Consider the following 12,117-nt stretch of genomic DNA (forward strand, 5'->3'; position numbering starts at 1 on the left):
CGGCGCGGCGCCGGAAAAGAAGGGAAGAGACATGACCCAGCCCAATCTCAAATTCTCGCTCGGTGAATATGCCGCGCGGCTGGAAAAGACACGGCGTGCCATGGAGGCGAAGGGCGTAGACCTGCTGATCGCCAGCGATCCGTCGAACATGGCTTGGTTGACCGGTTATGACGGCTGGTCTTTCTATGTGCATCAAGCGGTGATCGTGCCGCCGCAGGGCGAACCGATCTGGTTCGGCCGCGGCCAGGATGCCAACGGCGCCAAGTTCACCGCCTATCTGAAGCACGACAACATCGTCGGCTATCCCGATCACTATGTGCAGTCGACCGAGCGCCACCCGATGGACTACCTCTCGAGCATCCTGACCGAGCGCGGCTTCGGCAAGCTGACGATCGGCGTCGAGATGGACAATTACTGGTTCTCGGCGGCGGCCTTTGCGGCGCTGCAGAAGCACCTGCCGAACGCCCGCTTCGTCGACGCTACCGCGCTCGTCAACTGGCAGCGCGCGGTCAAGAGCGAGACCGAAATCAGGTACATGCGCAATGCCGCCCGCATCGTCGAGGCGATGCATGCCCGTATCTTCGACAAGATCGAGGTCGGTATGCGCAAGTGCGATCTGGTTGCGGAAATCTATGATGCCGGCACCCGCGGCATCGACGGCATCGGCGGCGATTATCCGGCGATCGTGCCGCTGTTGCCGTCCGGCGTCGAAGCGTCCGCACCGCATCTGACCTGGGACGACCGGCCGATGAAGGAGGGCGAGGGCACCTTTTTCGAGATCGCCGGCTGCTACAACCGCTATCACCTGCCGCTATCGCGCACCGTCTTCCTCGGAAAGCCGACGCAGGCGTTTCTCGACGCCGAAAAGGCGACACTGGAAGGCATGGAGGCCGGTCTTGCGGTCGCCAGACCCGGCAATAGCTGCGAGGATATCGCCAATGCCTTCTTCGCCGTGTTGAAGAAATACGGCATCGTCAAGGACAATCGCACGGGTTACCCGATCGGCCTTTCCTATCCGCCGGACTGGGGCGAGCGCACCATGAGCCTGCGTCCCGGCGACCGGACGGAGCTGAAGCCCGGCATGACCTTCCATTTCATGACCGGCCTCTGGCTCGACGATATGGGCTTCGAGACGACCGAGAGCATCCTCATCACCGAGAGCGGCGTCGAATGCTTCGCCAACGTGCCGCGCAGGCTGATGGTGAAGGATTGAGGCTGTCATGACAGAGATTGGCTTGCGACCGTCGCCGATCAGCGCGACGGTCAATTTCGCCGCCGAGGGCATCCAGCACGGTTTCCTGAGGCTGCCTTACAGCCGCGACGATTCCGCCTGGGGGTCGGTGGTGGTGCCGATAACGCTCATCAGGAACGGCAAAGGGCCGACGGCCCTGCTGACTGGCGGCAATCATGGCGACGAGTACGAAGGACCGATCGCGCTTTTCGATCTTGCCCGCACGCTGAAGGCCGAAGAGGTGAACGGCACTGTCATCATCGTGCCGGTCATGAATTATCCGGCATTCCAAGCGGGAACCAGAACCTCGCCGATCGACAGGGGCAACATGAACCGCAGCTTCCCGGGCCGGCCGGACGGCACGGTGACCGAGAAGATCGCCGACTATTTCCAACGTGTGCTTCTGCCGATGGCGGATGTCGTTCTCGACTTCCATTCCGGCGGCAAGACGCTCGATTTTCTGCCGTTCTGCGCGGCCCACATCCTGCCGAACAAGCAACAGGAGGAAAAAGCCTTCGAATTCGTGAGGGCTTTTGCCGCTCCCTATTCGATGAAGATGCTGGAGATCGATGCGGTCGGCATGTACGACACCGCGGCCGAGGAGATGGGCAAGATCTTCATCACCACGGAACTCGGCGGCGGCGGCACCGCCACGGCCAAAAGTGCTGCGATTGCCAAGCGCGGCACGATGAACGTGCTGCGTCACGCAGGGATCGTCGCCGGCGCCGTCGATCCTGGTCCGACGACCTGGCTCGACATGCCGGACGGCCGCTGCTTCTCCTTCGCAGAGGAGGGCGGGCTGATCGAACCTGTCATTGATCTCGGTGAAGCCGTCACAGCCGATGCCGTCATCGCTCGCATCTATCCGACCGGGCGGACCGGGGTGGCGCCCCGCGATATCCGCGCCGGCATGAACGGTATTCTTTGTGCCCGGCATTTCCCAGGGCTGGTCAAGGCTGGTGACTGCGTTGCCGTCGTGGCGATCGTTACGGGCTGAGGCGATCAAACAGGCAGAGGGGATCAGTTTCGACGGCTGATCACACCTCAAGCAGCTTTCTGCGGTCTGGACGTGCCGGCTCCCGCATCGACCTGAAAGCGGTTGACCACCCCCTCCAGTGTCTGTGTCTGGCTGCCGAGCGCCCGGCAGGCCGAGGCAGTTTCGACCGCCATGGCTGCGTTGCGCTGGGTTACCTGATCGAGCGCGTTGACGGAGGCGTTGATCTCGTTGATCGCTACCGCCTGTTCGGAGGACACCGAAACGATGCGGGCGATCAGGCCGGCAACCCGCTCGACTTGCCCTTCGATTTCCAGGAGCGCCTTGCCGGTTCGGTTGACGAGCTCCACCCCGGTGGAGACCTGGGCCGAGGAGGTGGAGATCAGAGATCTGATCTCCTTGGCGGCGTTGGCCGAGCGCATGGCAAGTTCACGCACTTCCTGCGCGACCACGGCAAAACCCTTGCCTGCTTCGCCGGCGCGCGCTGCTTCAACCCCGGCGTTGAGCGCCAGAAGATTGGTCTGGAAGGCGATTTCATCGATGACATTGACGATGGCGCCAATCTGGGAGGATGAGCCTTCGATCTTTTCCATGGCGGCGATGGCTTCGCGAACGACGGCTGCCGAATGTTCGGCGCTGGTGCGGGTCTGAGCCATCATGCCTGTCGCCCTGCCGGCATGGTCGGAGGCATCTTTGGCTTTGATATTCATTTCATCGAGCGCGGCTGTCGCCTCTTCGAGCATTGCGGCCTGCTGTTCCGTGCGCGACGCAAGACTGTCGGCTGCATCTGTGATGCCAGCCGAGGAGCTGCCCACTTGCTTGGAGGTCTGGGCAATCTCAGCCATCGAAGCGCAAAGCGCGTCCATACTGTCGTTGAACTTCGCGCGCAAAGTCTCGTAGGCAGCGGCGAAGGGTGTCTTGATCCGGCAATCGAGATTGCCAGTCGATAGCTGTTCCAGTCCGTATGTCAGCTGATCGATCACCGTTTCTCGGATCTGCTCCTCGGCGGCCTTTTCGGCCAGCTGGCTGCGTTCACGCTCGAATTCCGCATCGCGAAGTGCGGTCTCACGCTTCTGTGCGTCCTGCCGCTCGAGCGCGTTGCGGCGGAATACCGCGACGGCCTTGGACATGGCTCCGATCTCGTCGGAACGGTTGGCGTAGGGAACGTCAGTCGAAAAATCGCCTTCAGCAAGATTGCCCATATAGGCCTTCATACCATCGAGCGGTACGATCGCCCGGCGTCGCAGAAGATAGAGCCCTACCAGCAATAGCCCGAACGATCCGAAGCCCGCAGCGCCGGCATAGATCGTCCAGGTCACGATCTCCGAGGCCGCATTGCGTTCCTCGCCCTTCAGGAAGGCGTCGGAATTGGCAACGAGTTTCTCGACCGCGTCCTGATGCGAATGAAAGGCGACGCGCAGCTGCTCGATCGCACCATGTGCCTTGTCTTCATCCCTGGCATTCAAGGCCGGGATGATCTCACGGTTCATCACTCCCCAGAATGCATCGCCCTTGGCGATGACATCGTTTTCAAGCTCGTCCTTCAAAGCTTGCGGCAGCCGGGTGGTTTTCCAATAGGCGCGGCGGTCGTCGTAAGCGGCTTTGAGATTCGCGATCTTGGCAAGATTGGTGTCGGTGAGTTCGGGAAATTTGCTCGCCTCAAAGGAGAGCATGTAGGATTCGACCACAAACAGAGGCGGCGGTAGAATATCGGCGATCAAATCCTTGCCGTAGACCACCTGTTCGTAGACCGGACCATTGACCTTCAGCCGTTCGAGCGCCGATTGCTGCAAACCGATTGACATGAAAAGGCCAGCTGAAACGGCGACACCAAACGCCACCAAGCTGCGAGCAATAGTGAATGCCAAGACTGTCTCCAAATAACTTTGGCTTCTCTACTTCGAGAGGCCTGATCTACGTATGGCATTATTTGGCCAAGAACACTGAAATATGGTTAATTCTTTTGACATCGGAGCTTAGCAAGCTCTTGAAGGTCCAGGGAACCGTCCAAAATTGGGTTGATGATTTGCGAAAGCCATGCTATCAAGCCATCACTTGCCATCTTGATGGCTAACGGCTTTATATCCCATCGTAAAGGAGATCGGAATGGCCGAACCTCAGCTTTCTGTACGGAGCGCAAAAGCGCGTGATCTTGCTCACCGGCTTTCCCGCCGTGAAAACCGCTCGATAGCCGACATTGTCGAACGGGCCCTCGAATCGTATGAAATACGCGAAGCCGGAAGAGAGCCGGCTGCGTCCTTCTATGCCAGGCTTTCGCAGCAAAGCGGGACGGACATCGACCTTGAGGCCGTTATCAAGGAAGGCAGGCAGGTTCATAAGGGCATCGAGCTTTGATTTTTCTCGATACGAACATTGTTTCGGAAACTTTGAGAAAATCTCCCAATGAAGCCGTGATCGCATGGCTCGTCCGCCATGATGCTGAATTGGCTCTGCCGACGGTAACGATTGCCGAGATCGCTTTCGGTATCCAGAAGATCCGGCCTGATCAGCGAGCCGAACGCCTCGAGCAGGGACTGTCCGACTGGCGTCGTCGCTTTGCAGGCCGGATTTTTGGTCTGACCGAAGAGGCCGCTCTTGCTTATGGCGACATTTTGGGTTCGGCCGCTCGTCAGGGGCGCGGGATGTCAGCGCCGGATGGCATGATCGCCGCTATTGCACGGGTCAATGGTGGTCGACTTGCGACGCGAAATCTGGGCGATTTTGCGACCACGGGCCTTCAGTTGATCTCCCCATGGGAGTTTTGACATCTCGGAACATGCTTGGCGCTGTTACTCGAGTATCGACGCTTTTCAGGCCAATCGCATGAGCATTTCGTTAAGGTCGCCGATCTGCCGCAGCAGCGCGATCAGTTTATCCGTGTCGTCTTGACTGAGCCGGCCCGTTCCGCCGCTGCTCTGCCAAAGATGCTGAAATTCTTGGCTCGTCTTTAGCGCGATGCTCATGATTTCGATGATTTGCGCTCGATTTTCCCAGGTTGTAACGACCGTCGGTTGCTCCATTTCCATCGACATGTCCGGCTCGCGTTCCAGCAAAAACAATTCCTGATTCCTCTTGGGCGATAACGGTTTGGTTCGGATGGCGCCATCAAGCCTACGGGATGGGCCATCCCCGCGATGACTCAGGAGCATGGGTTTGACAGTCTCAGAACGATTGAAAATCAAACGATTGGCTAGCGGGTGTGGGGCGGACACGTTAGCCAATCGGCAAACCCTCCTTGGAATCACCCGAAGCAGAATTCGCATGAACAATAAATGGGAAAATTTCCCATTTGTCAACGTGGGAGTGACAGCGTTTTCAGCGCGGACCCGGGCCCGGGCCTGGGGGCGGTGGCGGCCCAGGCGGCGGGGCGTCCTGCGTTGGCGGCCCCCCTCTGTCCGGAGCGGGAAAATCTCCCGGCCCGCCTCTGCCGAAAGGCGAATGATCGGGCGGCGGCCGATCCGAAGGGCCACCTGGCGGTCGCGAACCGAAGCCGTCCGGAATGCGCCCGTCGGGAAAGCCTGTCATTCTGCTTGAGTCCCGCACGCCGACATCGACGAAGCCATGACCATCAGGCGACAGCGGCATCGAGCCGAAAGGCGCGGAGCCTCTGGGTCCTACGCTCGGCCCGTCCTTATCCGTCGGCCGGAAGGTCTCGAGGTTGACGATGCCACGTTTGAGGCCCGGCACCACGGGTTCAGCCTGAATGCGCGTGATGATCAATCGATCGGCGACAGCCTTGAGACGCACGAGCGTTTGCTTGCCGGCCAGGTATCCATGCGTGCTTCCAAGCGAAAGGCCGCCGATCAGGACGCGATTGCTGCTCTTGACAGGGACGCCACGAACATGGGCGCCTTCGGAAACGGAGCGGGGCTCGATGCGCCGGGCAATGATCGCACCGTCAGGTTTGCGGATGCCGAACACGGCGACCCGCTTGCCTTTCCGCAGACCCTTCGTCGGCACACCCGTTGTGTCGATTGTTTGCCCCAATATGGTCATGCCGGTCTTGTCTATCCGGTCGATGCGGCCCTGGACTTCGCTGGCGATCGTGATGCGGGCGGCAAGCCCGCCCGTCAGCAGCACCCGGGCGACATGACCGACCTTCATCGCACGAGCGTGAACGCGTCGGCCGTCGATTTCGATCGGTGTCGTCGCGCTGAACGGTATGTGGATGTTGTTGACGATGATGCTTCCAAAGCCCTGGATGGTTCCGACGATGCCCGTTCCGCCGATGCCGTGATCTTCGTTCTCGCCGCCGCCCTGGATGGAAAGTCCAGACCCGCCGATTCCATGATCGCTGGTGCCCGTCGGCTGCGCGGCTGCAATCTTGGCCCCCAGGACTTGAAGCGCTATTCCGGCCAGCAGAAATTGCCTTCTCGAAATCGCCGACGGGGTCATTCGTCTGTCTCCGTCTTGGAGGCGGCGTCTGCCTGACGATCGGCCTCATCCTCCTCGGTCATGACATAGAGTCCAGCGATCCAGCGGCTGTTGCCTCCGAGGTCGTCCTTGATCGCCTGATGGGCGATCTTGTTGAGCTTCAGAAGCAGCGCCATCCCTTCCTGGCGTGCAATCTCGTCGAGCCGGGCCGCCAGCGCGGGGGATATCCCGTCGTAGTGAACCGCACGTTCGAAGTAGGGTGGAGGCTCGTTCATCAGGTTCATGACCGACGCCTGCACATGGTCACGGAGGTTGCGCGTAAAATAATGCCGGCGGGCTTCGTCACCGGCATTGGGGATGATGGATGAGAGATCGAGCTGAATCCAGCCGTTCTGATCGAGAACGACGATGCCTTTATCCAGCCAGTCGTCCAGGATGGAGCGGGGGTGGACGTCCTTGGTGATGTCGCTCACCAGGCTCTCGAATGACGGACCGCCGTCGCTGGAGGTCCGGGGCAGGGCGCTCGGCCGATCCTCCGCATCGCAATAAAACGGATCGGCGAGCCATCTGGCGAGAATGCGGCTTGTCTGCGAAACGCCGACGGTCAGGAAGGATGCCGCAAGCACCTGTCCGCGCAGCCGATTGACGTCCTTACGGTGAATGCCGGTCAGAAGCGAGATACGGCTATCCGTCTGGTTCTTGTTCGGCAGCGCGAATTCCTTCTCCGCAACCTCGATATAGAGGCGGCGAAGAACGGTCGAAAAAGAGATGAAGTTGAAGCCGGAGGCGAGTGCAAGCTTGACCAGCGGGCGAAGCACGCGGATCAGCATGGCCTGCAAGGTCTCTTCGGAGAACGGAAGCTTCGCGCGCGGCTTTGACATTAACAACACACTCGGTCTCTGAAAGACCATTGCCGGCAGACCTTCGACAATCGCCCTCGATCTCCCCTATGGCAAAGCCCACATTGCCGCAACGGAGAAGCCACTTGCAAGATCAGCCCATGCCATGCTTCCTGGCGGCGCGGCCGTGATCGTGCCGCCATTCGGAAGATATTTTGCGCCTTCTGTCAATGCGTTACCGGATGCGGCTCCGGTGACAGCACTGCGCCATGGCGCCAGTCGATCAGCCGGTCGATGCGCGCAATCTTGTGGAAAACCTCGAATACGTCGAATGACGTGCCTTTCTCGATGTGGGCTGCCAGCAGCTCGCAAAGCTCAAATATTTCAGGGGGCGTACCCGTCATCTCGACGCCGTCATCTGTGAAGACACCCGATCGCGGCCATGCCCGCGTCTGTTGCTCGTCGAGTTTGCTGCCGACGAAGGGGATCGTATCGATAATGCCGGAAGCAAGCGCGAAGGCCGCTTCCGCCACGATTTCGGAACACGTCGTGTTGGGCTCCCTCGCTAAGGCCGGTATTTGCATCCGCTTGAATTCCCGCATTTTTCAATCCGTCAGAGATAGTTGACCAGGCTCAGGCTCTGGAGTTTCGAGACGAGCGTGTAGGCCGTTTCCAGTTGCGTCTGCAGCTGGTTGACGAGCGTCGAAGCCTCATAGGTATCCACGCCCTGGAGATCGACGAGGTTTCCCTGAAGCAGAGTGGATTGAGCGTCGAGGGCGTCATTTGCCTTTTCGAGCCGCTCCTGCGCGAGACCGAGTTCGCTTTGCTGCGTCACGATCCCGGAGGTCGCCTGCGCCGCATAGGCGATCGCCTTGGATGCGACGGTGCTCTGTGCGTCGGAGCTGAGATCCTGGCCGAAGAGGGCGGAGACCACGACGGACGCCAGCGCGAGATAACGCATGCCTTCGGAATTGGCGTTGGTCGACGAGGTGATGGTTTCCGATCCGCTGATCCGGCTTGTCATGTCGGTGCTGGAAGCGGTCGACCAGCCGTCGGAAGTGTCCGTCCAGGCGCTCTCGGAGAACATCGGCTCGACCGTGTCGGTGATGAAGCTGCCGATTTCCTCGCCTGTCAACTCGTTGACGTCTTTTCCGAGACCGGTTGCATAATCGTTCAGAGCCGAAACGATTGTATCCGAGACCGCCGAGGATTGATCGCTCAGAGGCTGGCTGTCGAGGTTCGTTCCGCCAAACAGGAACTCGCCATTGACCGACGTGTTTGCCGTCGAGACCAACTGCGAAATCGTGGCGCCCGCCGTCTGCAGGGCAACGGCGATGCTTGTCGTATCCTGGCTCGCCTGGAGCGCGGTCAGGTTCGAGACCAGGCTGTCGCCGGCATCCTTGAGGCTCGAAAGGGCGGTTTGCGATGCGTCCATTCGCAATTCGACGACGGCATTGCTCGCCTTGAACGAGGCGGCCTGGGCGATAGCGCTGGTGAGATTGATCGACTTTGCAGCGCCGTTGCCGAGGGATACGCCGATATCGGCGTAGGTTCCCGTCGTTGCTTCCGTCGAGGCCTGCTGCAGCTTGTTTTGGGACTGGCTGATGGTGAGCCGCAAAACATTCTGCATCGCCGATGATGAGACAAAAGATGCTTTCATGACTAGCTCGCTATGTCGAGGAGCGACTGGAACATCTCGTCGATGACGTTCAGGATCTTTGTCGCCGCTTTGTAGGATTGTTCGATGTCGAGAAGCAGCGTCAGTTCCTCGTCGAGGTTGACGCCGGTTTCGTTGGAATAGGCCTCGTCGGAGCGTGACAAGGCCGCAGCCGTTGTTTCGGAGGCCGACGTTGCATCGCTTCGATATTGTTCGAGCCAGCCGATGGAGGCGCTGGCGTAGTCCGTCAGGCCTTGCGACGTGGAGAGACCGGCGTCGGAAGAGAACGAGCGCTGTTCCGTCAGCGCCTGATACAGGGCATCGAGATTGTCCGAGAAGCCGCCGTCTCCCGAAGTGTTGAGATCGGTGATGCCGCTGATGGAGCCATCGCGCAGCTTCGTCGCATCGCCGCCCTCGCTCGTGATGACGGCTGGATTGACCGAAATGGTGGAGGCGATCCCTGTCGTATCGTCGGAAGCAGCAGGTGTTGCCCCGGCTGCGCCTGACGCCGTCGTCCACACGAAAAGTCCCGGCGCGCTCGTGCTGCCGTCGGTTTCCGAGAAGCTCTGGACGAGCGATTTGGCGATCTCGTCGAGCTGGGCCTGGAATGTCGGGGCGATCTCGTCGCGAAGCTGCAGCAGCGCCTGCAGGCTGCCCGAGGCACTCGTCGTCGATCCCTCGCCGGCGTCGAGTGCAACGCCGTCGATATAGATGGAATTGCCTTCCGTTCCGGCAACATAGGTTGCCGTCGTCGCGAACGTGACGGTGCGGGGAATGGTCTCGAACAGCACGGTGCCATCAGAGGTATAGAGCGCCATATCGCTATTGTCGCGCACGGTTGAGGTGACGCCAACGATCGAGGAGATCTGCTTCAGCAGCTTTTCACGCTCGTCGAGCGCCGAGGATGTATCGGTGCCGGTCGATGTGGCCAGCTTGACCGCATTGTTGGCCGCCTCGAACTGCGACAGCAGCGTATTCAGGGTGGAGACCTGAGTGGTGATCTCCGCATCGGCCTCGGTTCTGATCGACTGGACGCCGTCGCTTGCTGTATTCAACGAATTGGCAAGATCCTGCGCGGCGGTCACGGCCGATTGCGCTGATGTCGTGCTGCTCGGGGATGTGGAGAACGTCTGGAGCGCCTGCTGGAATGCCGTGAGATAGGTACTCGGCGAGGTCTCGTAGTCATTGCCGCCCACCAGCGACTTCAGGCTTTCGAGGCCGGTTACCAGCGTCTGCTGGGCGCTGTCCTTGGCATTCGTTTGCAGATACTGGGCAAGCAGCGCCGTTTCCTGCGCCCGGCTGATGCTGACGACCTGGGCGCCGGAAAGAGACGTCGTAACCGACGCCTCCCGTCTCACATAGTCGGAATTTCCGACATTGGCGATATTGGTCGAGACGATGCTGCTTTGCTGGCCCGTAGTATTGAAAATACTTTGCACGCTGTTCAAGGCGGAGGTGAGCGACATGCCGGCGCCCTCCTATCGTTTCAGATTGACGAGGACATCCATGATATCGGAGCCGGTCTGAAACACCTTCGAATTGGCGGTATAGCTGCGCTGCGCCTCGATCATTTCCGTCAGTTCGCCGGCGAGATCGACGTTCGAGCTTTCGAGAGCACCGGACTGGATGGAGCCAAGCCCGTTCGTCTGCGGGAAGCCGGTGACCGTTACGCCGGATAATCCGTTGGCACTGTAGACGTTGCCGCTGAGCAGCGTCAGATTGTCGGGGCTGGCAACCGTCGCGAGAGGAATCTGATAGAGAGCCTTCGTCGCGCCGTTCGCATAGGAGACCGACACCACGCCGTCCGTACCGATAGACACCGAACTCACGGCACTTGCCGCCTGGCCGTCTGCCGAGCCCGTTGCCGAGAAGTCGGAGGAAAGCTGGGTGAAGTCGGAATAATCCATGGTGATCGTCTTGGCCGTCACCGGATCGACGATGTCGGTGTCGGTTGCGGAGGTTAGCTGGCCATCGGCGTCGAAGGAGAGCGTGGCAACGCTCACGGCATCGGAAGAGTAGGGAAAGGACGCCGTGCTGCCGGTGGATGCATCGGCATTGCGGTAAACCGCGACCTCCCAGGTGCTGCCGGTGACCGCGCCGCTCGCGTCTGTCGTGACGCCGGTCTTGGTGAAGTAATAGTCGTACTGGACGGTGCCGCCGAGGCTGTCATAGGCAACCAGCGACATCTTCTGCGTGTCGTCGGTGACGCTCGCCGTGTTCGCGCTCGGCAGTGTCGTCGTATCGGTGACGACGGTCGCTTCGGAGTTCAGGTTGCCGCTGAAATAAGCGCTGCTCGAAGCGACGGCGCTCAAGCCCGATTGAGAGACGTTGACCGGCACCAGGCCGTCGAAGCCGTTGACGACCACAGCCGGCACGCCGGAGTCATAGGAGTATCCCATGAGCGTGAAACCGGCGCCGTTGACGAGATTGCCGTCGCTGTCGACCGAGAAGTCGCCGGCCCGGGTGAGCACAGGCGTGCCGTCGGCGCTTTCGACGATGAAGAACCCGTCTCCCGAGATCGCCAGGTCGTAGGCCGACGTCGTATAGGAAATGTCGCCTTGCTGAGAAATTGCCTGGCGCACGGAGGTCTGAACGCCGCCTGAATTATAATTGCCCGAGGAAGACGGCAGGACCAATGACGAAAAGGACGTCGAAACGGCTTTGTAGCCGGTGGTGTTCGCGTTGGCGATATTGTCGGAAACCGTGCTGAGCCGGTTTGCCTGGGCGCTCATGCCGGAGACGGCGGTTTTCATGCTTCCAAAAATGCTCATGGCTCGATCCTTTAAGGTTTGGGAACATGCCATGTGACGAGGGGCTTCCAGGGCCCGGATGGCGGGCGCACCACATCGCTGGCGCCGGGCAAAGGCCGACGCCGGTCGATGATCTGATTGTCTGGACTGACCCCGTGATGGCGATAGGCGCTTCGGCTCATCCGCGCGCTGGTTATCCGTGCGCCTGTGACGGCGCACCATTCGAACGTTTCCATATTTCACAAGCGACCCGACTGCCGGCTCTGCCGGCT

General features: G+C 60.2%; 12 protein-coding genes. 4 read left to right on the top strand and 8 right to left on the bottom strand.

The genetic code is table 11. The features are described from left to right. Window positions 1–31 precede the first annotated feature (31 nt). Window positions 32–1,213, top strand: coding sequence for an ectoine hydrolase DoeA (gene doeA, locus J3P73_RS24735; RefSeq protein WP_130687396.1), 1,182 nt, complete (start codon window positions 32–34; stop codon window positions 1,211–1,213). Window positions 1,214–1,220: 7 nt separating this feature from the next. After that, on the top strand, window positions 1,221–2,228 hold the full coding sequence (gene doeB, locus J3P73_RS24740; protein ID WP_130687395.1) for a N(2)-acetyl-L-2,4-diaminobutanoate deacetylase DoeB: 1,008 nt from the start codon (window positions 1,221–1,223) through the stop codon (window positions 2,226–2,228). A 47-nt stretch (window positions 2,229–2,275) separates the two neighbouring features. Here the strand turns inward: doeB and J3P73_RS24745 are convergent, their stop codons facing one another. Beyond that, window positions 2,276–4,093 carry a methyl-accepting chemotaxis protein gene (locus tag J3P73_RS24745; protein ID WP_130663284.1) on the bottom strand — a complete coding sequence of 606 codons (1,818 nt, stop codon included), beginning with the start codon at window positions 4,091–4,093 and terminating at the stop codon, window positions 2,276–2,278. Window positions 4,094–4,331: 238 nt separating this feature from the next. Here J3P73_RS24745 and J3P73_RS24750 point away from each other — a divergent pair, with 238 nt between their 5' ends. Both J3P73_RS24750 and J3P73_RS24755 read left to right on the top strand, forming a co-directional pair. Then, entirely contained in the window at window positions 4,332–4,580 is a 249-nt protein-coding gene (locus J3P73_RS24750) for a plasmid stabilization protein (RefSeq protein ID WP_130657064.1), read from the top strand. Then, a complete protein-coding gene (locus J3P73_RS24755) occupies window positions 4,577–4,990 on the top strand; it encodes a type II toxin-antitoxin system VapC family toxin (RefSeq protein WP_024319785.1) in 414 nt (137 codons plus the stop codon). The genes J3P73_RS24750 and J3P73_RS24755 overlap by 4 nt, the downstream gene beginning before the upstream one ends. A gap of 45 nt (window positions 4,991–5,035) precedes the next feature. On the opposite strand, the gene J3P73_RS24760 is transcribed toward J3P73_RS24755, so the two are convergent. From J3P73_RS24760 to J3P73_RS24790, 7 genes are all read right to left on the bottom strand, one after another. Further along, a complete protein-coding gene (locus tag J3P73_RS24760) occupies window positions 5,036–5,284 on the bottom strand; it encodes a hypothetical protein (protein WP_024319786.1) in 249 nt (82 codons plus the stop codon). Between the two features lie 256 nt (window positions 5,285–5,540). Beyond that, window positions 5,541–6,620 (bottom strand): DUF5666 domain-containing protein, encoded by a 1,080-nt coding sequence (locus tag J3P73_RS24765; protein WP_024319787.1) that lies wholly within the window; start codon window positions 6,618–6,620, stop codon window positions 5,541–5,543. Next, window positions 6,617–7,510: a DUF6502 family protein gene (locus tag J3P73_RS24770; protein WP_075224159.1), complete on the bottom strand. Its 894-nt coding sequence runs from the start codon at window positions 7,508–7,510 to the stop codon at window positions 6,617–6,619. The genes J3P73_RS24765 and J3P73_RS24770 overlap by 4 nt, the downstream gene beginning before the upstream one ends. Before the next feature lie 155 nt (window positions 7,511–7,665). Beyond that, entirely contained in the window at window positions 7,666–8,040 is a 375-nt protein-coding gene (locus tag J3P73_RS24775) for a hypothetical protein (protein WP_012755563.1), read from the bottom strand. Window positions 8,041–8,051: 11 nt separating this feature from the next. Beyond that, complete coding sequence (locus J3P73_RS24780; RefSeq protein WP_130687394.1) at window positions 8,052–9,098, bottom strand: flagellar hook-associated family protein; 1,047 nt, start codon at window positions 9,096–9,098, stop codon at window positions 8,052–8,054. Window positions 9,099–9,100: 2 nt separating this feature from the next. Continuing rightward, window positions 9,101–10,561, bottom strand: a complete 1,461-nt coding sequence (gene flgK / locus J3P73_RS24785; protein ID WP_130687393.1) for a flagellar hook-associated protein FlgK — start codon at window positions 10,559–10,561, stop codon at window positions 9,101–9,103. A gap of 12 nt (window positions 10,562–10,573) precedes the next feature. Continuing rightward, window positions 10,574–11,866 carry a flagellar hook protein FlgE gene (locus tag J3P73_RS24790; protein ID WP_075224160.1) on the bottom strand — a complete coding sequence of 431 codons (1,293 nt, stop codon included), beginning with the start codon at window positions 11,864–11,866 and terminating at the stop codon, window positions 10,574–10,576. Between the last annotated feature and the right edge of the window lie 251 nt (window positions 11,867–12,117).

This window comes from Rhizobium ruizarguesonis, from assembly GCF_017357285.1.
In the GTDB taxonomy this organism is placed as follows: domain Bacteria; phylum Pseudomonadota; class Alphaproteobacteria; order Rhizobiales; family Rhizobiaceae; genus Rhizobium; species Rhizobium ruizarguesonis.

Coding starts and splice junctions, on each gene's coding strand:
- doeB (WP_130687395.1), top strand. CDS start 1,221: ATGACAGAGATTGGCTTGCGACCGTCGCCGATCAGCGCGACGGTCAAT.
- doeA (WP_130687396.1), top strand. CDS start 32: ATGACCCAGCCCAATCTCAAATTCTCGCTCGGTGAATATGCCGCGCGG.
- J3P73_RS24775 (WP_012755563.1), bottom strand. CDS start 8,040: ATGCGGGAATTCAAGCGGATGCAAATACCGGCCTTAGCGAGGGAGCCC.
- J3P73_RS24750 (WP_130657064.1), top strand. CDS start 4,332: ATGGCCGAACCTCAGCTTTCTGTACGGAGCGCAAAAGCGCGTGATCTT.
- J3P73_RS24770 (WP_075224159.1), bottom strand. CDS start 7,510: ATGGTCTTTCAGAGACCGAGTGTGTTGTTAATGTCAAAGCCGCGCGCG.
- J3P73_RS24780 (WP_130687394.1), bottom strand. CDS start 9,098: ATGAAAGCATCTTTTGTCTCATCATCGGCGATGCAGAATGTTTTGCGG.
- J3P73_RS24765 (WP_024319787.1), bottom strand. CDS start 6,620: ATGACCCCGTCGGCGATTTCGAGAAGGCAATTTCTGCTGGCCGGAATA.
- flgK (WP_130687393.1), bottom strand. CDS start 10,561: ATGTCGCTCACCTCCGCCTTGAACAGCGTGCAAAGTATTTTCAATACT.
- J3P73_RS24790 (WP_075224160.1), bottom strand. CDS start 11,866: ATGAGCATTTTTGGAAGCATGAAAACCGCCGTCTCCGGCATGAGCGCC.